At 70.3% G+C, this 21,447-nt stretch carries 17 protein-coding genes; 8 read left to right on the forward strand and 9 right to left on the reverse strand.

The annotated features are described in order from the left end of the window. The first annotated feature begins 123 nt into the window (after positions 1 to 123). Both CDN99_RS19490 and CDN99_RS19495 read left to right on the forward strand, forming a co-directional pair. Positions 124 to 519 (forward strand): phage holin family protein, encoded by a 396-nt coding sequence (locus CDN99_RS19490; protein WP_158218891.1) that lies wholly within the window; start codon positions 124 to 126, stop codon positions 517 to 519. Continuing rightward, entirely contained in the window at positions 519 to 917 is a 399-nt protein-coding gene (locus CDN99_RS19495) for a hypothetical protein (protein WP_088386560.1), read from the forward strand. The genes CDN99_RS19490 and CDN99_RS19495 overlap by 1 nt, the downstream gene beginning before the upstream one ends. Here the strand turns inward: CDN99_RS19495 and CDN99_RS19500 are convergent. Beyond that, positions 908 to 3,343 (reverse strand): YgiQ family radical SAM protein, encoded by a 2,436-nt coding sequence (locus tag CDN99_RS19500; RefSeq protein ID WP_238139620.1) that lies wholly within the window; start codon positions 3,341 to 3,343, stop codon positions 908 to 910. The genes CDN99_RS19495 and CDN99_RS19500 overlap by 10 nt on opposite strands. A 206-nt stretch (positions 3,344 to 3,549) precedes the next feature. Next, positions 3,550 to 4,317, reverse strand: coding sequence for a TetR family transcriptional regulator (locus CDN99_RS19505; protein ID WP_088386561.1), 768 nt, complete (start codon positions 4,315 to 4,317; stop codon positions 3,550 to 3,552). A gap of 300 nt (positions 4,318 to 4,617) precedes the next feature. Between CDN99_RS19505 and CDN99_RS19510 the strand changes: the two genes are divergently transcribed. The 4 genes from CDN99_RS19510 (at position 4,618) to CDN99_RS19525 (ending at position 11,877) form a co-directional block, all read left to right on the forward strand. Then, entirely contained in the window at positions 4,618 to 5,823 is a 1,206-nt protein-coding gene (locus CDN99_RS19510) for an efflux RND transporter periplasmic adaptor subunit (protein ID WP_088386562.1), read from the forward strand. Between the two features lie 29 nt (positions 5,824 to 5,852). Beyond that, positions 5,853 to 9,029, forward strand: a complete 3,177-nt coding sequence (locus tag CDN99_RS19515) for an efflux RND transporter permease subunit (RefSeq protein WP_088386563.1) — start codon at positions 5,853 to 5,855, stop codon at positions 9,027 to 9,029. Between the two features lie 2 nt (positions 9,030 to 9,031). After that, positions 9,032 to 10,447 (forward strand): efflux transporter outer membrane subunit, encoded by a 1,416-nt coding sequence (locus CDN99_RS19520; protein WP_088386564.1) that lies wholly within the window; start codon positions 9,032 to 9,034, stop codon positions 10,445 to 10,447. Positions 10,448 to 10,815: 368 nt separating this feature from the next. Next, positions 10,816 to 11,877: a sce7725 family protein gene (locus tag CDN99_RS19525; protein ID WP_088386565.1), complete on the forward strand. Its 1,062-nt coding sequence runs from the start codon at positions 10,816 to 10,818 to the stop codon at positions 11,875 to 11,877. Positions 11,878 to 11,949: 72 nt separating this feature from the next. Here CDN99_RS19525 and CDN99_RS19530 read toward each other — a convergent pair whose 3' ends face one another. The 4 genes from CDN99_RS19530 to CDN99_RS19545 form a co-directional block, all read right to left on the reverse strand. After that, a complete protein-coding gene (locus tag CDN99_RS19530; RefSeq protein ID WP_088386566.1) occupies positions 11,950 to 14,331 on the reverse strand; it encodes a molybdopterin-dependent oxidoreductase in 2,382 nt (793 codons plus the stop codon). A gap of 284 nt (positions 14,332 to 14,615) precedes the next feature. Beyond that, positions 14,616 to 15,386 carry a LytR/AlgR family response regulator transcription factor gene (locus tag CDN99_RS19535; RefSeq protein ID WP_088386567.1) on the reverse strand — a complete coding sequence of 257 codons (771 nt, stop codon included), beginning with the start codon at positions 15,384 to 15,386 and terminating at the stop codon, positions 14,616 to 14,618. Next, a complete protein-coding gene (locus tag CDN99_RS19540; RefSeq protein WP_088386568.1) occupies positions 15,383 to 16,657 on the reverse strand; it encodes a histidine kinase in 1,275 nt (424 codons plus the stop codon). Before CDN99_RS19540 ends, CDN99_RS19535 begins: the two co-directional genes overlap by 4 nt. Next, a complete protein-coding gene (locus CDN99_RS19545) occupies positions 16,654 to 17,829 on the reverse strand; it encodes a sensor histidine kinase (RefSeq protein ID WP_158218892.1) in 1,176 nt (391 codons plus the stop codon). The genes CDN99_RS19540 and CDN99_RS19545 overlap by 4 nt, the downstream gene beginning before the upstream one ends. 121 nt (positions 17,830 to 17,950) lie before the next feature. Between CDN99_RS19545 and CDN99_RS19550 the strand changes: the two genes are divergently transcribed. Beyond that, entirely contained in the window at positions 17,951 to 18,799 is an 849-nt protein-coding gene (locus CDN99_RS19550; RefSeq protein WP_088386687.1) for an alpha/beta fold hydrolase, read from the forward strand. Positions 18,800 to 18,838: 39 nt separating this feature from the next. On the opposite strand, the gene CDN99_RS19555 is transcribed toward CDN99_RS19550, so the two are convergent. Continuing rightward, entirely contained in the window at positions 18,839 to 19,234 is a 396-nt protein-coding gene (locus tag CDN99_RS19555) for a PilZ domain-containing protein (protein WP_088386570.1), read from the reverse strand. Positions 19,235 to 19,276: 42 nt separating this feature from the next. Then, entirely contained in the window at positions 19,277 to 19,705 is a 429-nt protein-coding gene (locus CDN99_RS19560; RefSeq protein ID WP_088386571.1) for a hypothetical protein, read from the reverse strand. Positions 19,706 to 19,959: 254 nt separating this feature from the next. On the opposite strand from CDN99_RS19560, the gene CDN99_RS19565 reads away from it, so the two are divergent. Beyond that, positions 19,960 to 20,634 carry a DUF1134 domain-containing protein gene (locus CDN99_RS19565; RefSeq protein ID WP_238139606.1) on the forward strand — a complete coding sequence of 225 codons (675 nt, stop codon included), beginning with the start codon at positions 19,960 to 19,962 and terminating at the stop codon, positions 20,632 to 20,634. A gap of 73 nt (positions 20,635 to 20,707) precedes the next feature. Here the strand turns inward: CDN99_RS19565 and CDN99_RS19570 are convergent, their stop codons facing one another. Beyond that, positions 20,708 to 21,376 carry a hypothetical protein gene (locus tag CDN99_RS19570; protein ID WP_088386572.1) on the reverse strand — a complete coding sequence of 223 codons (669 nt, stop codon included), beginning with the start codon at positions 21,374 to 21,376 and terminating at the stop codon, positions 20,708 to 20,710. Positions 21,377 to 21,447 lie beyond the last annotated feature (71 nt).

A 21,447-nucleotide genomic window follows, 5' to 3' on the forward strand; every position in this document is an offset into this window, starting at 1 on the left:
AAGCGTTACCGCGCACTGTAGCCCAACGCTCCTGGACCGCATTGCGAAAGAACGCCCTCGTTTCCCCCGATTCAGTGATAGCTTTCGCAACACGAGGGCATGGACACAGAGGAGAAACAATCGATGGACTCACAGGACCTGAGCCTGGCGGACCGGCTGCGCCGGATCGCCGAACGGGCGCTGGAACTGGCGCGCGTGCGGCTGGAATTGCTGGGCGTGGAGCTGCAGGCGGAGCTGCTGCGGCTCTTCGGCGCGCTGACCGCCTTGCTGCTGGCGCTGCTGCTGGGCGTGGCCGCGTTGCTGATGCTGGTCTTCGCGGCGCTGCTGTGGGTGCCCGATGAATGGCGAGCCCCCTTGGGCGCGGCGCTCGGTGCGGCCTTCCTGCTCGGGGCCGGGCTGTGCTGGCGCTGGGCCAGGCTGCAACTGACCGCGGGGCGGCCCTTCGCGGCGAGCGTCGCCGAGCTGGCGCGGGACCGGCGCGCGCTCGATCCCGAGTCCAGCGACACGGAGCGGCGGTGATGTGGCACGCCGCCCGACAACGGCTCCGGCTGCGGCAACTGGAGCTTCAACTGCGCAGCGCCGAGCTCAGGCTCGGCCTGATCCATGACGCGCAGGCGCTCGAGCGCCCGATGCAATGGGCCGAGCGCGGCCATGCGCTGTGGCGGCTGCTCGGCAGCGCGCCGCGCGCGTGGCGGACGCTGGGGGCGCTCGGCGCCGCGGGCGGCTTGGCCGGATTGTTCCGGGCCTTCCGCCGCAAAGGGCGGTCCGGCGACGGCGCGACGGAGGGGTCCGGCGCGGGACGGATCGCCAGGCTCTGGACCTGGGTCAGCCTGGGATGGCGGCTCTGGCGATGGATGAAGCCGGCGCCGGCGGCGGAGGCCTCACGGCCTCCGGATCCCGCCGCCCCTCAGCGCTGACCGCGCTTGGCGGCGGGGCGGCCGCCGGGGCCTCTTGAGCCGCTCGTGCCGCTGTTCGGCCGCGCATCGGGCCGCCCGTTCGGGCGTGCGCCCGACGGCTTGCCTGCCGCTTGCGGAAGCGCGCTCACGTTTGACGACTGGCCGGCCGCTTGCGGGCGCGCACCCACGCCCGCCGGGCGTTGCGGTGCCCGGGCCGCGCCGGTTTCCCGCGGCGGCAGGCCGGTGTGCTGCGTCAGCAGCTGTCCCGCCCGCGGCTTGTTGGGCGCGACCTTGGCGCCGGCGTCGGTGGAGTTCTTGCGGCGCGCAGACTGATAGCCGCCATCCGTCACCGGCTGGAAGGTCGGGATCAGGTGGTGCTTGCCGTTGCCGATCAGGTCGGCCCGGCCCATGTCCTTGAGCGCCTCGCGCAGCAGCGGCCAGTTGTTGGGGTCGTGATAGCGCAGGAAGGCCTTGTGCAGGCGCCTGCGGCGCTCGCCCTTGACGATGTCGACGGGCTCGCTGTCGCGGGTGACCTTCTTCAGCGGGTTCTTGCCGGAGTGGTACATCGCCGTGGCCGTGGCCATCGGGCTGGGATAGAAGGTCTGGACCTGGTCCGCGCGGAAGCCGTTGCGCTTGAGCCAGAGGGCCAGGTTCATCATGTCCTCGTCGGCGGTGCCCGGGTGGGCGGCGATGAAGTAGGGGATCAGGAACTGCTTCTTGCCGGCCGCGGCGCTGGCCTGCTCGAACAGCTGCTTGAAGCGGTCGTAGGTGCCGATGCCCGGCTTCATCATCTTGGACAGCGGGCCGCCCTCGGTGTGCTCGGGCGCGATCTTGAGGTAGCCGCCGACGTGGTGGGTCACCAGCTCCTGGATGTACTCCGGGGACTCGATCGCCAGGTCGTAGCGCAGGCCGGAGCCGATCAGGATCTTCTTCACGCCGCGCAGCGCGCGGGCGCGGCGGTACAGCTTGATCAGAGGGCCGTGGTCGGTGTGCAGGTTGGGGCAGATGCCGGGGTACACGCAGCTCGGCTTGCGGCAGGCGGCCTCGATCTCCGGACTCTTGCAGCCGATGTGCCACATGTTGGCGGTCGGCCCGCCCAGGTCCGAGATGATCCCGGTGAAGCCCTTGACCTTGTCGCGGATGTCCTCGATCTCGCGGATGACCGAGTCCTCGCTGCGGCTCTGGATCACGCGGCCCTCGTGCTCGGTGATCGAGCAGAAGGTGCAGCCGCCGAAGCAACCGCGCATGATGTTCACCGAGAACCGGATCATTTCCCAGGCCGGAATCTTGGTCTTGTCGTCGTGGCTGCCGTGCTCGTCCGCGTAGACCGGATGCGGGCTGCGGGCGTAGGGCAGGTCGAAGACGTGGTCCATCTCGACCGTCGTCAGCGGGATCGGCGGCGGGTTGAGCCAGACGTCGCGGTCGACGCCGCCGGACGAGTGCCGCTGCACCAGCGCGCGGGCGTTGCCCGGGTTGGTCTCCAGGTGCAGCACGCGGTTGGCGTGGGCGTAGAGCACCGGGTCGCTCCGGACCTGCTCGAAGGCGGGCAGGCGGATCACCGTGCGATCGCGCGGCGTGACCAGCGCGCGGCCGTCGCCGCCGGTGCGGGCCAGGGTCTGGCGGACGATCCTGATCGGCTTGACCTCGGCCATGCCCGCTTCGGCGGGAGCGCCGGCGGCGGATGCGCCGGAAGCCGCCTCGGCGGCACCGGCCTTCTGCTTCGAGCAGTCGGTGCCCTGGTCGGCCGCCGCTTCCTCGGTCGTCATGTAGGGGCTGAGCAGCGCGTCGATCTTGCCGGGCGCGTCGACATCGGTGGAGTCGATCTCGAACCAGCCGTCCAGCGACGCATCGTCGGGCCGGCGCATGAAGGCGGTGCCGCGCACGTCGGTGATCGACTCGATCGGCTTCTTCTGCGCCAGGCGGTGGGCGATCTCGATGATGGCGCGCTCGGCGTTGCCGTAGACCAGCAGGTCGGCCTTGGAGTCCACCAGGATGGAGCGCCTGACCTTGTCCTGCCAGTAGTCGTAATGGGCGATGCGGCGCAGCGAGGCCTCGATGCCGCCGATGATCACCGGCACGTCCTTGAACGCTTCCTTGCAACGCTGCGTGTAGACCAGCGTCGCGCGGTCGGGCCGCTTGCCGGCGCCGCCGCCCGGCGTGTACACGTCGTCCGACCGGATCTTTCGGTCCGCCGTGTAATGGTTGATCATCGAATCCATGTTGCCGGCCGCCACGCCGAAGAACAGGTTCGGCTTGCCCAGCGCGCGGAAGGCGTCCGGCGAGTTCCAGTCCGGCTGCGCGATGATGCCGACCCGGAAGCCCTGCGCCTCCAGCGTCCGGCCGATCACCGCCATGCCGAAGCTGGGATGGTCCACGTAGGCGTCACCGCTGACGATGATGATGTCGCAGCTGTCCCAGCCGAGTTGCGTCATCTCCTCCCGGCTCATCGGCAGGAAGGGCGCGGGGCCGAAGCGCTTCGCCCAGAAGGGGCGATACGCGGTCAGCGCCTTCTGGCCGGTCTTCTTCAGATCGGACAGCGGACGAGTAGGGGGCGGAACGGTGACGGACACGGCGGCGGCTCGGGCGTGGGCAACCCTCTATTGTCGCCTCCCCCTGGGATTTCCCTCAGGGGAGACCACATATTTGCAGGGCTTTAGCCCGGATTTGACGAGTCCCGAGGCTTGACGGGCGGTGTGCGGAGCGCTTCTGGGGGGATGTCCTCGTCCTTGCGAGGGGCGTCGCAGAGCGCCTGGCGGCCCAGCGCGCGGCGTTCCGCGTCGGTGATCGGGCCGAAGCGGTTGGGCACCGGGATGGTCAGGCTGGACAGGTAATGCTCCAGCCGCGCCTGGCCGTCCTTGATCAGGTCGAAGGCCTCGGGGTCCATGATCCAGTGATGCAGCAGCCCGCCGATCAGCGCCATCAGGCCGATGGCCGCCTGGTGCGTGTCCAAGTCCTTGGGCATCTGGCCCAGGGTGATCGCCCGCTCGAAGGTGTCGCGGTTGCGGGCCGTCCACTCGCGGTGCGCGGCGACCTTGCGGCCGTGGATGGAAGCCATCTCGCCGACGAACTCCACCCGCAGGTTGGCGATCTCGAACGCCCGCCGCGTGCGGGCGTTGTGTACCGCGCAATGCATGACATTCAACAGGCGCAGGCGCAGGTCCTCGAGCGGCCGGTCCACGGAGGCCGACGGCTCGGCGTCGAAACCCTCCTCCAGCGGCATGGTGGCCCGCTCCATCATCGCGTTGAAGAGCTGCACCTTGTCCTCGAAGTGCCAGTACACCGCGCCGCGCGTGACGCCCGCGGTCTGGGCGATGTCCTGCAGGGAGGTGCGCGACACGCCACGCTCATGGAACAGCATCTCCGCCGCGTCGAGCAGGCGCTCACGGGTCTCCTGGGCTTCTTGTTTGGTTCGGCGTGCCATGGGGCTGGATTCTAGAAGAAGTCAATAAACATACATGCACGAATGTATGTATATACTCTGCGCTTTTCAAGGCGACCGGCCGCGCCGTGGCCGTTCGCGGGGCGGGGTCGTGTCGATTCGCGACAACGCCGCGCGTCGTTGCGGAGAACCTGTGTATTGCCAGAAGATGCGTCGCATTGCGCATCTTCGGTTTCTGGATCTGCTTACCCGTACTGCGAGAGGAATCCCATCGTGATGTCTACCCCTCTGTCACAAGAATTGCCGGGGTCGGAGCGCCCAGGCCTGAAGGCCGGCGCGCGCATGCTGTACCTGCTGCCGCTGCTGGTGTCCCTGGCCGCGGTGCTGACCGCCTGCGGCAAGGACGAGAAGGCGGCGGCCGGCGCCCACGGCGGCGGCATGCCGCCGGCCAACGTGGGGGTCGTCACGGTGGGTGAGCAGCCGGTGGCGCTGCAGACCGAGCTGCCCGGCCGCGTCGAGGCGCTGCGCGTCGCGCAGGTCCGCGCCCGGGTCAACGGCGTGGTGCTGAAGCGGCTGTTCACCGAGGGCTCGGAAGTGAAGGCCGGCCAGGCGCTGTTCCTGATCGACCCCGCGCCGTACCAGGCCGCGCTGGACAGCGCCAACGCCACCGTCGCCAAGGCGCAGGCCAACCTGAACCAGGCCGCGGCGCAGGCCCAGCGCAACAAGCCGCTGGCCGACGCCAAGGCGATCAGCCAGCAGGAGTACATCACCTCCGTGGCCGCCGCCAAGTCGGCCGAGGCCGACGTCGCCGCCGCCAAGGCGGCCGCAGTGCAGGCCAAGCTGAGCCTGGACTACGCGCACGTCTACGCGCCCATCTCCGGTCGCATCGGTCGCGCGCTGGTGACCGAGGGCGCGCTGGTCGGCGCCGCCGACGCGACCCAGCTGGCGCTGATCCAGCAGGTCAGCAGCGTCTACGTCAACTTCACCCAGTCCGCCAACGACGTGCAGGCCATGCGCCGCGCGCTGGCCGCGGGCCAGTTGCGCAGTGCCGGCGCCAATGCCGCGCAGGTGCAGATCGTCGGCGACGACGGCACCGTCTATGCCCGTCCGGGCAAGCTGCTGTTCACCGACCTGACGGTCGATCCGACCTCCGGCCAGGTCACGCTGCGCGCCGAGGTGCCCAATCCCGACGGCCTGCTGCTGCCGGGCCAGTACGTGCGCGTGCGCGTCGCCCAGGCCGAACTGCCGGCCGCGATGATGCTGCCGCAGCAGGCGGTGACGCGCGGCTCCGCCGGCGACACCGTCCTGGTCGTCGGCCCGGACAACAAGCCGGCGCCGCGCAAGGTCAAGATCGGCAACGCCGTGGGCAACCAGTGGGTGGTGCTGGACGGTCTCAAGCCCGGCGAGAAAGTCATCGCCGACGGCTTCCAGAAGATGTTCGTCCCGGGTGCTCCCGTCAACCCGGTGCCCTTCGCGCCGGCTGGCGGCGCCTCGGGCTCGGCTCCGGCCGCAAGTGGTGCCGCCGCGTCCGCCGCGGCGGGCCGCTGAGCGCCTGACGCTCGGGAAGGAACCAAGACATGGCTCGTTTTTTCATTGATCGCCCCATCTTCGCGTGGGTGATCGCCTTGTTCATCCTGGTCTTCGGTGGGGTGGCCGTCACCCAGCTGCCGGTGGCCCAGTACCCGACCGTGGCGCCGCCTTCGCTGGTGATCTCGGTGGCGTATCCGGGCGCCTCGGCCAAGACGCTGGACGAAGCGGTCGTCTCCGTCATCGAGCAGGAGCTCAACGGCGCACCCGGCCTGGCCTACATGGAATCGATCAGCCAGGCCAACGGCACCGGCTCGATCACGGTGACCTTCGAATCGGGCACCAACATCGACCTGGCGCAGGTCGAGATCCAGAACCGCCTCTCGCGCGCCTCGCCGCGCCTGCCGGCGGCGGTCACGCAGCAGGGCGTGCGCGTCGACAAGTCACGCTCCAACTTCCTGCTGTTCGTGACGATGGCGTCCAGGGACGGCTCGATGGACCCGATCGCGCTGGGCGATTACGCCGCGCGCAACGTCGTGCCCGAGATCCAGCGGATCGCCGGCGTCGGTCAGGCGCAGCTGTTCGGCTCCGAGCGCGCGATGCGCATCTGGCTGGATCCGGCCAAGATGCAGTCGTTCAACCTCAGCCCGGCTGAAGTGAACGCCGCCGTCTCGGCGCAGAACGCGCTGGTGCCGGCGGGCGTGCTGGGCGACCGCCCGAACACCACCGACCAGACCATGTCCGCGACCATCGTGGTCAAGGGCCAGTTGGAGAACAAGGACCAGTTCGAGAACATCGTCCTGCGTGCCAATACCGACGGCTCCACGGTCCGCCTGAAGGACGTCGCCCGGATCGAGCTGGGCGGCCAGAGCTACAGCACCTATACCCGCTTGAACGGCAAGCCGTCCACCGGCATCGGCGTGCAGCTCTCGCCCACCGGCAACGCGCTGGGCACGGCGACCGCGGTCAAGGCCCGCATGGAGGAACTGAAGAAGTACTTCCCGGCCGGCGTCGATTACGTGATCCCGTACGACTCGTCGAAGTTCGTAAAGATCTCGATCTCGCAGGTCGTCGAGACCCTGGTCGAGGCCGTCATCCTGGTGTTCCTGGTGATGTTCCTGTTCCTGCAGGACTGGCGCTACACGCTGATCCCGACGCTGGTGGTGCCGGTGGCGCTGCTGGGCACCTTCGGCGTGATGCTGGCGATGGGCTTCTCGATCAACGTGCTGACGCTGTTCGGCATGGTGCTGGCGATCGGCATCCTGGTCGACGACGCGATCGTCGTCGTCGAGAACGTCGAGCGCATCATGAGCGAGGAGGGCCTGAGCCCCCGCGAGGCGACCAAGAAGGCGATGGGCCAGATCTCCGGCGCCATCATCGGCATCACGACGGTGCTGATCGCGGTGTTCATCCCGATGGCGTTCTTCTCCGGCTCGGTGGGCAACATCTATCGCCAGTTCTCGCTGGCGATGGTGGCGTCGATGGCGTTGTCGGCGCTGATGGCGCTGTCCCTGACGCCGGCGCTGTGCGCGACGCTGCTCAAGCCGGTGGACGCCGGTCACCACCACGAGAAGCGCGGCTTCTTCGGCTGGTTCAACCGCGGCTTCTCGCGCACCGCCAAGGGCTACGAGGGCTGGGTGGCCAAGCTGCTCAAGCGCAGCGGCGGCATGATGATCGCCTTCGTGGCGGTCGTCGCGGTGGTGGGCTGGCTGTACGTGCGCATGCCGACGTCGTTCCTGCCCAATGAAGACCAGGGCTACCTGATCGTCAACGTCCAGCTGCCGCCGGGCGCCACGTCCAACCGGACCGAGGCCGCCGTCGCCGCCGTCGAGCAGTTCCTGCACAAGCAGCCGGAAGTGGCCGACACCATCGGCGTGATCGGCTTCTCGTTCTCGGGCCAGGGCCAGAACGCCGCGCTGGTGTTCGTGCCGCTGAAGTCGTGGGACGAGCGCAAGGGCGCCGAGCACAGCGCGCAGGCGCTGGCCGGCCGGGTGATGGGCGCGATGATGGTGGGCGTGCGGGACGCGTTCATCTTCCCGCTGTCGCCCCCGCCCATCCCCGAGCTGGGCACGGCGACCGGCTTCGCGCTGCGCCTGCAGGACCGCGGCGGCCTCGGCCACGAGGCGCTGCTGAACGCCCGCAACCAGCTGATGGGCATGGCGCAGAAGAGCAAGATCATCACCGGCATGCGTCCGGACGGTCTGGAAGACGCGCCGCAACTGCAGGTCGACATCGACCGCGACAAGGCGCAGGCGCTGGGCGTCAGCTACGACACGATCGGGCGCACGCTGGGCATCCAGCTGGGCTCGTCGTACGTCAACGACTTCCCGAGCGCTGGCCGCATGCAGCGTGTCGTGATCCAGGCCGACGCGCCCAAGCGCATGACGCCGGAGGACGTGCTGGCGATCAACGTCACGAACGCCTCGGGCACCAACGTGCCGCTGTCCGCCTTCGCGTCCAGCCGCTGGATCACCGGCCAGATGCAGGCCACCCGCTACAACGGCTATCCGGCGATGCGCCTGGCCGGCGACGCGGCGCCCGGCGCCTCGACGGGCCAGGCGATGAAGGAGCTCGAGGGCATGATCTCGCAACTCCCGCCCGGCATCGGTTTCGAGTGGACCGGCCTGTCGCGTGAAGAGCAGCTGTCGGGCTCGCAGGCGACCATCCTGCTGGCGTTCTCGCTGCTGGCGGTGTTCCTGTGCCTGGCGGCGCTGTACGAGAGCTGGTCCATCCCGCTGTCGGTGATGCTGGTGGTGCCGCTGGGCCTGCTGGGCGCGCTGGCCGGGGCGACGCTGCGCGGCATGCCCAACGACGTGTACTTCAAGGTCGGCCTGATCACCATCATCGGCCTGTCGGCGAAGAACGCGATCCTGATCATCGAGTTCGCCAAGGACCTGCAGGCGCAGGGCAAGGGGCTGGTCGAGGCGATCCTGGAGGCGGCGCACCTGCGCTTCCGTCCGATCATCATGACCTCGCTGGCCTTCATCCTGGGCGTGACGCCGCTGTTCTTCGCGAACGGCGCGGGCTCGGCCAGCCAGCGCGCGATCGGTACCGGCGTGCTGTCCGGCATGGTCACGGCGACCCTGCTGGCGGTGGTCTTCGTGCCGGTGTTCTTCCTGGTGGTGCGCCGCTTCTTCAAGGGCAGCGAGCGCCAGCGCAAGATGTACACGCACGAACTCGACGGCCCGGACGCGAGCACCGCGGCCAAGAACGTCGACGGAGTCTGAACATGATGAAAAGAAAACTCTCCCTGCTGGGCGCCGCGGCGGCGGCCGTGGTGCTGCTCGCGGGCTGCGTGAACCTCGCGCCCGAGCACCAGCGTCCCGAGGCGCCGGTGGCGGCGCAGTGGCCGCAAGGCCCGGGCGCCGAGGCGGCCGACGCCCAGGTTGCGACCGAGCTGCAATGGCAGCAGTTCTTCCGCGACGAGCGGCTCAAGCAGCTGATCGACCTCGCGCTGAAGAACAACCGCGACCTGCGCATGGCGCTGCTGAACGTCGACGTGGCGCGCGCCCAGGCGGGCGTCGCGGCGGCCAGCCGCTGGCCCACGGTCAACCTGGGCCTGTCCGGCCAGCGCGGCCCGCAGGCGACGGCCAACGGCGGCAACCAGATCGTCAGCGTCTACCAGGCCGGCCTGCAGATCACGTCGTATGAGCTGGACCTGTTCAGCCGCGTGAAGAACAGCAGCGCCGCGGCCTTCGCCACCTACATGGCGCAGGGCGAGGCGGCGCGGTCGGCGCAGATCAGCCTGGTGGCCGGCGTCGCGTCGGCTTACCTGGCGGTGCAGGCCGACGAGGAACTGCTGGCGCTGACCCGCCAGACGCTGGCTACGCGCGAGGACAGCCTCAAGCTGATGCAGCTGAAGTTCGACAACGGCGCCGCGTCCAACCTCGACCTGAGCACCGCCAAGTCGTCCTACGAATCGGCCCGCGCCACGCTGGCGCAAGCCGAGCGCACGCGCCAGCAGGACCTGAACTCGCTGACGCTGCTGGTGGGCCAGCGCCTGCCGGACACGCTGCCGGCGGCGCAGCCGCTGAGCGCGCAGACCATGGGTGCGCTGCTGGCCGGCATGCCGTCGGAGGTGCTGGTGCGCCGTCCCGACGTGCGTCAGGCCGAGCAGCAACTGGTGGCCTCCGAGGCCAACATCGGCGTCGCCCGCGCGGCTTACTTCCCGAGCATCACGCTGACGACCAGCGTGGGCACGGCCAGCAGCGCGCTGTCCGACCTGTTCAGCCAGAGCGCCTGGAGCATCGCCGGGTCCGCGCTGATGCCGATCTTCGACGCCGGCCGCGTGCGCAACAACGTGGAGGCCGCTCGCGCCAACCGCGAGATCGCGATCGCGCAGTACGAGAAGGTCGTGCAGACGGCGTTCAAGGAGGTCTCGGACGCGCTGGCCGGTCGCGCCACGCTGGACGAGCAACTGCGCGCCCAGGATGCGCAGGCCGCCGCCGAGGCGACCCGTCTGCAACTGGTGGATCTGAGCTACCGCAATGGTGCGGCGTCGACGCTGGACCTGCTCGACGCGCAGCGTTCCAGCTTCGCCGCGCAGCAGCTCGCGCTGCAGGTGCGCCTGGCGCAACTGCAGAACCAGGTGCAGCTCTACAAGGTGCTGGGCGGGGGCCTGGACGCGTCGCGTCAGCCGTCCTGATCCCGCATCGGCGCGGGCCATCGGCCCGCTCGCCCGCGCCCCGAGGCGTCGGTCCGCGACAAGCGGCCGGCGCCTTTTTCATGCGCGCGACGTGGCCCGATCAGGGGGCTGGTGCATCGCTCGATGCGTCGACGCGGCCCGTGAAGTTCGCATCGAGGGTCAGGTGTTGCCTGGACGCCAAACGGTCCCGCGAAAGGGGCGGATCAGTGGCGAGGTCCTCTGGAACGGTGCGGTTTTCAGAAGTGAACTTCGCGTCATTTTTGCGAGTCCTTTGACTTGCCTCATGCATGGAGGCGATCACTGCAGACGAATGAGCGAGGGCTCCGCATGATCCGTTCCCTCCCATTGACTGCGTTGAGGTCCTGACCATGTATTTCCCATATCTCCACGGCAAACAGAAGGAGGTGCTGGCCCTGCGGCACCTGGCGCCGACGCTGGGCCCGGAGGGGCAGGTGCAGCCGATCGTCGAGCCGGTGCGGCAGGCGGTGACGTCGCTGCGGCACACGCTCGAAGCCTGCGAGGCGCATCGGCAGCAGGTCTGGCTGGTGGTCAATCCGCTGCGGCAGGACTTCGAGCATCTGCCGCCGTTGCAGGCGTTGGACTGGGGGCGCAATCTGTTCACCTCGTTGCCGCAGCGGCAGTGGATCCATCCCACCTTGATGCTGGGGCCGGCGCTGACGCCGGAGGTGGTGCGGCGCTTCGTGCATATCTTCGGCACGCGGCCGGTGGGCGTGGTGGTGGGCAGCGACGCGCCGCCGCTGGCGGACGTGATGGCGCTGCTGGCCCGCGTGCCGGTGCGGCGTGTGTTCTTCAAGGACTCCGCGCCGGCGCCGCTGGCGCGCGCCGCGGCCGGCGACGCCGGGTGCGTCTGGATCGAGGAACGGCGGCTGCCGGAAGCGCAGCAACTGCGCACGCAGGAGCGGCATTTCTTTTCCGACCGGCATCTGGGGTTCGGTGCCAACGGCGAGGTCGGGTTCTCGGACTACACGACGTTGCCGTCGCGGCCCGATGTGCCGGAGCTGTCGTCGCGGACGGTGTCCTTCCGCCTGAGCTACCTCCATCGCGACCGGCCCGAGCCGGGCGCGGTGTGGATCGAGCATTTCATGGGCGGTCGGTTCGCCTCCGACGAGCGAGGGGCCGACGCGCGCTTCCAGCACGCGTTGCAGTCGTTCCGCAAGGCGCTCGATCGCCGCGATTCGTGCTTCGGTCCGACCGAGGCGGTGCGGCGCTACCTCAGCAGCATGATCGACCGCACGCCGCCGTCACGCGCGCTCAGCAAGCAGTGGGAGGTGATGCACCACCTGGAGCTGATGAGCGGCGTGCTGGCGGGGCGCTTCCCCACGGCGTTCCCGGCGCTGGTGCCCGCCGCGCTGCTGGCGCGCAGCGCGCAGGCGCAGGTGGAGGCCGTGGTCGCGCCTCAAGGCGACTAGGAGCGGATGCTTGTGGTAGTCCGGTGATGCGGCGAGTGGCGATGCGGTGCGGTGCCGCGCCGCGCTCGCAGTTCAGCCGTGCGCCAGCGGCTCCGCCGCCGCGCTGAGCCGCACCGGAATGCCGCTCAGCACGGACGTTCCGGACACCGGGTCGCGCGCTTCCTCGTCGAGTAGCAGGTTCATGTTGACCCCGGGATGTTGGGCCGCGACGGACAACTGGCTGCCGGCGAGGTCGTGTCCCCAGCCGTGCGGCAGGCTGACGACGCCGGGACGCATGTCCGCGCTGACAGTCACCTGTGCCAGCAGGCTGCCGCGCGCGTTGCTGAGCCGCGCGGTCTGGCCGTTGCCGAGGCCGGCGCGCGCGGCGTCGTCCGGATGGACCAGCAGCGTGCAGCGCTCGCGGCCCTTGGCCAGCACCGGCAGGTTGTGCATCCAGCTGTTGTTGCTGCGGGTCTCGCGGCGGCCGATCAGCAGCAGCTCGTCGCCGGTGGGCCGTCGCAGCGCCGCGTCGACGTGGGTCAGGTCGTCCAGCAAGGACGGTGGCGCGAGCTCGACGCGGCCTGACGGCGTGCGCAGCACCTCCGGGATGCGGGGCTGCAGTTCGCCCAGGTCGATGCCGTGCGGAGCGGCCTTCACCTTGGCGAGCGTGAGTCCGTCCGGCCGGGCGCCGAACGCGTCGCCGTAGGGGCCGGAGCGCAGGCCCAGATCCAGCCATCGCGACGGGCCGGCGCCGCCTTCGAGCGCCGAGAAGACGGCGTCGGCGTTGTCTCCGGCCTGGCGCTTCAACTCGGCGCGCAGCGCTGCGTCGTCGACAGCCTGCAGGTCGGCGTCCGGCGGCAGGCCGTTGAGGATCGCGGCCAGTCGCAGCAAGGTTTCCCACTCGGCCCGCGGGGCAGGCGGTTCGTCGCGGGTGCGGTCTGCATCGGGATCGGTAGCGGTATCGGCATCTGGCCGACCCGAGGCCGCCGGGAGCACCGGTCCCGACCAGCGCGCGTGATTGCGCCAGGAGAGCTGCGCGAACACCATGTCGTAGTGCCAGTCCTCCAGCGGCGACGGCGGCGGCAGGATGAAGTCGGCGTGGCGGCTGGTCTCGTTGAGGTAGGGGTCGAGGCTGACCATGAAGTCCAACCCGTCGAGCGCCCGGGCCAGACGCGCGCCGTTCGGCGACGACAGCACCGGATTGCAGGCCACGGTGATCAGCGCGCGGACCTGCCTGTCGCCGGGGGTCTCGATCTCCTCGGCCAGGCAGCTGATGGGCAGTTCGCCCATCACCTCGGGCGCGCGGCTGACGCGGCTGTGGCGCCGTCCGGTGGCGACGCCCTTGCCCTGGCCGGCGCGGCCCATCGTGTTGGCGGCGAAGGCGGCGGCCTTGGGGAACATCAACCCGCCCTCGACATCGAAGTGGCCCGTGAGGATGTTGAGGACGTCGATCAGCCAGCTGTTGACCGAGCCGAAGCGCTGCGTGCAGGTGCCGATGCGGCCGTAGAGCACCGCCCGCTCGGTGGTGGCGAACTCGCGCGCGAGCTGCCGCACGGTCGCCGCGGGGATGCCGCAGTGGGACGCGCAACGCTCGGGCGCGTAGTCGGCGGCGACGGTGCGTAGCGCCTCCAGTCCTTCGACGTGATCGGCGATCCGACCCAGTCGCACAAGGTCTTCGTCGAACAGCGTGTGCAGCAGGCCCAGCAGCAGGAAGACGTCACCGCCGGGGCGGATCGCGAGGTGCTCGTCGGCGGCTTGCGCGGTCTCGGTCCGGCGCGGATCGATGACGACGATGCGGCCGCCGCGCGCGCGCAGCGCCTTGGCCTTGCCGCGGTAGTCGGGCGCGGTCCAGAGACTGCCGTTGCTGACCATCGGATTGGCGCCGAGGATGATCATGAGATCGGTCCGCGGCAGGTCGGGCACGGGCACGCTCAGCCAGTGGCCGTACATCAGCCCGCAGGCGAGCTGCTTGGGCATCTGATCCAGCGTCGACGCGGAGAAGAGGTTGCGCGTGCCGAGCGCACGCGCCAGGTGCGGGAAGTAGCTGAACAGGCCGATCTTGTGCGAGGCGGGATTGCCGATCGTCAGCGCGACGGCGTCGGCGCCATGGCGGTCACGCAGCGGAGGCAGGCGGCGCGCGATCTCTTCGAAGGCCTGATCCCAGCCGACCGGATCGAAGCCGGAGCGGTCGTCGCGGCGGCGCATCGGCTGCCGCAGTCGGTCGGGGTCCTCGTGCAGGTCCTTCAGCGCGACGCCCTTGGGACACAGGTAGCCGCGGCTGAATGGGTCCTGCGCGTCGCCCCGGATCGAGACGACCGCGCGGCCTCCCGGCGTGGCGCGGGTGCGGATTTCCAGGCCACAGCAGGCTTCGCAGAGCGGGCAGATGCGGTAGTGGCGCTGCTCGGTCGCGTCCTCGTCGGACGAGGCGTCGGTGCCTTCGGGGGCGGCTGTGGCTGTGGCGTCCGTGAGGGCCATGGCATGTCTCCAAATCGTTCACCCAACGCGTTCCTTGACGCATCGGTGCCGGGCTGGCTGGTGCCCGGGTGAACGATTGTGGAAGGCCGAACGCGGCGCCGGGGTCATGTTGGCGACAAGGGGCGACCGCCCACCTGCAACGACCGGCGCGTTTGCCGCCGGGGCGTGGGGCCTTGGCGGCAAGCGCCAAAACCCCATGCCCCGCCGTCCCGAACCATCGCCGTCCTTCAGCCGTCTGGTGCCGAGGACTGTGGGAGGGGCCTGGGCCTCCCGCAGCTTCCTTCTTACATCTGGCGGAACAGGTGCGTGTAGCTCTCGGCGACGATCAAGGCGTCGTCGTGTTCCTTGAGCTTGACCTGCATGCGGCCGCGGAAGTCGCGGCTGACGCTGGCGACGGCGGCGGCGTTGACCAGCGTGGAGCGATGGATCTGCCAGAACTGCTGCGGGTCGAGCTCGTCGACGAGCTCCTTGAGCGGCTTGCGGATCAGCGCTTCGCCCTGGCGCGTGGCGACGCGGGTGTACTTGTTGTCCGACTGGAAGTAGAGGACCTCGTCGACGGTGATCAGCTTCAGCGACTGCCCCACCGAGGCATTGATCCAGCGCAGGAACTGGCGCTGCGGTGCGGCGACGGCCTGCGCGCCAAGCTGGCTGAGCACCGCGCCCAGATCCGCCGGCGGCCCCGCCAGGCGCTGCTTGACACGGTTGATCGCGGTGAAGAGCCGCGCCGGCTCCAGCGGCTTGAGCAGATAGTCCACCGCGCCTTCATCGAAGGCCGACACGGCGTACTGGTCGTAGGCGGTGACGAAGACCACGTGGCTGCGACCCTGCACCTGGCGAGCCACGTCCAGGCCGGTGGCGCCCGGCATCTGGATGTCCAGGAAGAGCACGTCCGGCTGGCACTCGTGCAGCAGGCGCAACGCCTGCACGCCGTCGGCCGCCTCGCCGACGATGCTCAGCTCGGGCCAGAGCTGCTCCAGGCGGTCGATCAGTTCATGGCGCAGGGTTTCCTCGTCCTCGGCGACGACCGCGGTCGGGGTGGCGTGATGGCGGCTCATGCGGGCAGCTCCAGGGTGAATTCGGTATCGCCGGCATTGCTGCGGCAATGCAGTCGGGCTGGCGTGGCGCCGTCCAGGCGTTCGAGCCGCTCGCTGAGCGCGCGCAGCGCGCTCTCCTCGCCGCACAGGCCGCCGCCGTCCAAGGCCAGCCGCAGGCGCAAGCCGCCGCCGGGCAACTCGCTCGCGGTCAGACGCGCCTGCGACGGCAGCCGCGTCGCGTCGCGCAGCATTGCCTGCGCCAGCGGCAGCAGCAGCATCGGCGGCAGCGGTCGCGACGCCAGCCAGGCCGGCCAGTCGGTGGTCAAGGGCAAGGTGCGACGCTGTCGGCCGGCGATGACGGCCAGGTAGCTGTCCAGCAGCGCGGCTTCCGATTCGAGCGTGACGCCGCTGTCGCGCAGGCGAGGCAACGCGACGCGCAGGTGACGGATCAGCCGCTCCAGCTGCTCGCCGGCGCCGGGTTCGTCACGATCGTAGGCGCGCTCGACGTCGACGAGCGTGTCGAACAGGAACTGCGGCTCCACCTGCGCCTGCAGCGCGGCCAGCCGCGAGGACACCGCGCGGCGCTGCATCGCGCTTTGCTCGTGCAGCATGCGCTCCAGCCGCGCGCGGGTGCGGCGGCGGCGCTGCATCACCTCGTACCAGGCGACGGACAGGATGGAGGTGACGAAGATGGACAGGCATTCGCCGATGAAGGTGACCCAGCGGATCGGCCGGAAGTCGGCCTCCTCCTTGCGCTCGCGGGCCAGGTCGGCGATGGACGGCAGGTGCAGCGCCGGCATGACGGCGTCGTAGATCAACTTGGACAGGAAGGCGCCGACCAGCACCGCCAGCGCCAGCCAGCCGAAACGCCAGCGATCGTCCGGCGCGCCGCGGTTGGTCGGCAGCCAGAGCGACAGGATCACCATCGCCACCAGCAGCGGCGTCAGCATCTGGTTGGCCAGCGCGGCCGGCCAGCGCGGGTTGTCCATGACGTAGAAGATGCTGCTGGCGTCGACGAGCCCGTAGAACACGCCCATCAGCAGGAACCAGGACAGCTCCTCGCCACGCAGCGACCGCCACGAGCGCCAGACATGGCCCGGCAGGCCGGCCAGGCCGATGGACGCGGTGGCGGGAGGCGCGGCGGCAGCGGGCGCGGCGGCGCCTCGCGGCGCGCTGGCGCCATCGGCCGTGTCCGCCGCTTGGGCCGCGTTGGCCGCATGGCTCGCCTGGACCCTTTGGACCCCGTGGGCCGCGTTGCCCGCGTCGGACCGCGCCGTCGTTCCCGCGCTCATGCGGCGGCCCTCGCCGTCGGCGCGGGACGGCGCGCGCCCTGGGCCATGGGCACGCGGATACGCGCCGCGACGCCGTGAGGCTGGACGGCCTCGAGCTCAAGCCAGGCCTCGCGCCCGTACATCGCGGTCAGCCGCGCGCGCGTGTTGGCCAGCCCGACGCCGCTGCCGCCGCTGCCGGCGAAGCCCTGGCCGGTGTCCCGGACCTCCAGCGTCAGGCCGTCGCCGGCCGGCTCGCGGCGCACCGCGATGTCGATGCGGCCCCCCTCGGGCAGCGCCGACAGGCCGTGCTTGATGGCGTTCTCCACCAGCGTCGGCAGCACCATCGGCGGCAACGGCGTGGCCAGCAGCGCGGCATCGGTCTCGATGTCGAAACGCAGCCGGTCGCCCATGCGCATCTGCAGGATCGTCAGGTAGCTGCGCGCCAGTTCCAGCTCCTGACCCAGCGAGGAAACGCCCTGGCGCATGCTCGGCAGCGCCGCCCGCAGGTAGGCGATCAGGCTGGTCATCATGTCGCGGCCGCGCTCGGGGACGGTCTCATACAGGCGCTTGACGTTGGCCAGCGTGTTGAACAGGAAGTGCGGCTCGATCTGCGCGTTCAGCGCGGACAACTGGGCCTCCATCTGGCGCGCCTGCAACTGCTCGTGCTGGCGCACCAGCTCGGCGAGTTGGGCCTGGGCCTGGCGCTCCTCGCGCATGCCCTGCAGCAACGCGCTGGAGAAGCTGCCCAGCAGCAGCCACAGCATCGTGGTCGAGAGCATCCAGTCCCAATGCAGCTGGGCGCCGGGGTTGCCCAGATTGGCGACCCAGTAGCGCAGCATGGAGCCGATCGTGGCACCGGCGGCGATGGCCACGCCGCGCACCGCGATCGCGCCGCGCGCGCCGGGCCGGGCCAGCCAGGCCTCGGCCAGCGCCAGCATCGCCAGCACGCTGAGCGCCGTCAGCAGCGTCTGCCGGGTGAAGGCCAGCCAGGACAGCGCCCAGGCGTCGGCGGTCATGTCGCCGGTCATCCAGGTCAGCGAGCGGGCGCCCGCCATGGCCAGGCAGAAGTAGAACGCGATCGCGATCATGCGCAGGTTGAAGATCTGCAGCGCGGCGTCCCACGGCGACCGGGGCGCGCGGGCAGGCGAGGTCCCGGCCAGGGGGCCGGGGAAGGGCGGGGACGCATCGGACATGGTCGCGATTCTGGCCGTCGGCCGGCGCCCCCGCCAGCGGGCATGCGACGAAGCGGGCCAGGGCGGGACGAGTCCCGCCCCCCGGAGACGGAGGTCCGCGCAGGCGGCATACTCGCCGCCCATGAAGATCCATCTCGGTGGCGGCGTACGCCTGTTCGTGGACGTGGAAGGGGCGGGCCTGGTGCCGGACGGCCCGCGCATGCGCGAGAAACCCACGCTGATCTGCATGCATGGCGGCCCCGGCTTCGACCACGCGGCCTTCAAGCCGGCGTTCAACCAGTTGGCCGACCTGGCGCAGATCGTCTATTACGACCACCGCGGCCACGGCCGCAGCGATGCGCGCCCACCGTCGGAATGGACGCTGGACACCTGGGCCGACGACATCGTGCGCCTGAGCGACGCGCTGGGCATCGAGAAGCCCATCGTGCTGGGCCAGTCCTTCGGCGGCTTCGTCGCGCAGCGCTACATCGCCCGCCACCCGGGCCACGCGGGCAAGGTGATCCTGTCCAGCACCTCGCATCACATGGGGCTGGAACGCAAGCTGGCCGCCTTCGAGCGCCGCGGCGGGCCCGAGGCGCGCGCGCTGGCGCAGGCCTTCTGGAGCCGGCCGACGGTCGAGACCTTCGATGCCTACTGGGCCGGCGTGCGCCATCTCTACAACACGCAGCCCGCGGCGGATGCCGAGGCGGGCTCGCGCACGCTGGTCAACCTGGACATCCTGCTGCACTTCGTCTCGGGCGAGAAACAGGACCTGGGCCTGCTGCAGGGCCTGGACAAGGCGCAATGCCCGGTGCTGGTGATGGTGGGCGAGGAAGACCCGGTCTGCCCGCTGGAGGATGCGCTGGAGATCCATGACGCGCTGCCCGAGCGCTGGCGTCAGCTGGCGCGATTCCCCGGCGTGGGCCACGGCGCGTGGCGCGACGATCCGGCGGCGGCGTTCGCGGTGCTGCGGCGCTTCATCGCCGAGTAAGGGGAAGAAGGCTCTTGCCCGCGCCGCGCGCGGCGGCGGTCAGGCGAGGGCCGCGGGCGCGACCAGCGCCTTCAGGTCACGCTCGGCCAGCGCGACGTCGCCCAGGTTCAACTCGATGACGCGGCGCAGGTGGGTGATGCTCTCGATGTCGATGCCCAGGCAGAGCAGTCCGGCGCGGTCGCCGTTCACGTGGGCCAACTGGGCGGCCATCGTGATGCGACCCTCGTGCGGTGCCAGCGGCAGGTCCAGCAGGCACAAGGAGCCGGCCTCGATGTCCGAGGCTTCCGGCAACAGCAGCAGCGCGCCCTTGAGCGACAGGTCCAGCACCTGGACCGGCAGGCGCTGGTCGACGGTCACCAACTGGGCCGGACCGGCGAACGCGATCCGCGAGAAGTGCCGGCGGTCGGCGGGTCCGGCGGAGGAGTCGTTGCTCATGGGAGGGCGCTCTCGAGGTGGGAGGCCGGCCGCGGGCCGGAATCAGAGCTCGGCGTAAATCGTGCTCTTCTCGATCGCCTGATGCAAACGCGGCGGGGCGAGCGGCTCCAGGCCCATCGTTTCCAGCAGGTACCAGGCGGCGCGCAGCAACGCGGACGTGGCCTGGCGCAACTCGGTCGATTCGGGGGTTTCCTGGCGGGACAGCATGGCCTGGAGCTGGCGGGACTGGTTGTGTCCGGACACCTCGGGCACAGGCTGGTTCACGTGGTGCTGGGCCAGGCGCGCGAGCAACTGCTGGACCTCGTGGCCGTGTTCCGGCGACTGGATCAGCCGGGCCAGGTCGCCGAGCAGGCGTTCACCGGCGGCGGCCAGCAGCTGCGCGGAATGATCGGCGCCGCCAGCCAGGTAAAGGGCCGACGCCATGTCCAGGTATTCCAGCGCACGGGCCAGACGGGGCAGGTCACTGCTCACTGCATGTCCTCCTTGACGCACTCTTGTCACGACTGCTGTTTGCATGCATCGCCGCTCCTTCTTGGTCTCGGGATCCCTCTCTGACGGCGTGACGGCGAGTGTATAGGGGCCAGGTGACGACGCGCACGCCGTTTGTCACGCGCAGGCGTAGCATTCGTCGTGTTCGAAGTGCGGGCACCTGGATTGCCCACCGGCATGCACTGCCGGCCGCGGCACGAGTGTCCGACGCCATTCAGACTAACCCGGAGATGCGCATGAACCGCCTCGATGACGACCGCCTGTCGATGAACGAAACGTCCCCCGCCGATGCCACGGCCGATGCCGCGATCGGCGCGGCGCTGGCCCGCCGCGACGCGCTGGGTCGACTGGGGCGGTATGCCGCCGCCGGCCTGATCCTGCCGCCGGGGTTGGCCGCGCTGCCGGCCCTTGCCGCCAACAGCGAGGACGACACCTACGACCAGGACTCGGTGCTGAAGGCCGCGACCGACTTCTTCGGCGAGACCACCGAGGGCCTGGCCAAGGTGATCGAGAAGGCCTTCAAGGAGCAGGGCCGCCCCAACGCCTACATCCAGGGCCAGGAGGCCGGCGCCGCCATCACCGTGGGCCTGCGTTACGGCGACGGCACGCTGATGATGAAGCGCGGCGGCAGCGCGCAGGTGTACTGGGCGGGGCCGTCGGTCGGCTTCGACCTGGGCGCCAACGCGTCCAAGGTCTTCACGCTGGTCTACAAGCTGCCGAAGGCGAGCGCGATCTACCGCCGCTTTCCCGGCGTGGACGGCAGCCTGTATTACATCGGCGGCGCCGGCATCAACTACCAGCGCGCCGACGGCATCACGCTGGCGCCGATCCGGCTGGGCGTGGGCCTGCGCGCCGGGGCGAGCGTCGGCTACATCCACTATCGGCGCGAGAAGTCGGTCAATCCGTTCTGATCGCCGCGATCCCGCCCGGCTCGACGGCCTCGAGCTCGGCGCACCGGTCGGGGGCGTCCGACGGTGCGTCGGGTCAGCCGGTCCGGAACGGCGCGCCTTCGCGCTGGCTACGGGCCAGCGCCCCTTCGGCGCGGCCGAGCAGGCCGCTGCCGGTATCGCCCGGGCCGCGCCAGGCGGTCAGGCCCATGCTGAGCGGACCGGCGGTCGGTTGCTGCTGCATCCAGACGGCACGGAAACGCTCGCAGACCTTGCGCCCGGTGGGCAGGTCGACGTCGTGCAGCAGCATCAGCATCGCCTCGCCCTGGCCGAGCGCCAGCACGTCCTGCGCGCGGCACTGCTGACGCAGCATGTGCGGCAGTGCGCCGGCCGGCGCCCGCGCCGCGGCCAGCGCCACCAGGCACCAGGTCATGTCCGGGGCGTGCTGCTGCTGGCGCTCCACCAGCCGGGCCAGCAACTGGTCTCGCGACGCCAGCGGCGACGACACGCCGGCCTGGATGGCCAGCGCATGGAAACGCTTGTAATGCGCCAGCGCGGCGGCCAGGTCGCCATGCGCCTCGGCGATCGCGCTGAGCGCCTCCTGCAACGGCGCGTGCTCGTCGCCGTGGGTCTTGCGCAGCTCGTCCAGGCGCGAGCGCGCCGCGTCCGGCTGGCCGTCGGCGATCAGACGGCGGGCATCGGCGCAGCCTTGTTCCAGATCGCCCAGGGTTCCGGGGCTGGAGCGCAAGACCTTGTCAGGGTTCATAACCAAAAAGAATAGCGTCCGCAATGCGACCAGCCCATAGGGGCTTGCCAGCGGAAAACGCCATGAATACG

Origin of the sequence: Roseateles aquatilis (assembly GCF_002205645.1) — a bacterium.
Classification (GTDB): Bacteria; Pseudomonadota; Gammaproteobacteria; order Burkholderiales; family Burkholderiaceae_C; genus Roseateles; species Roseateles aquatilis.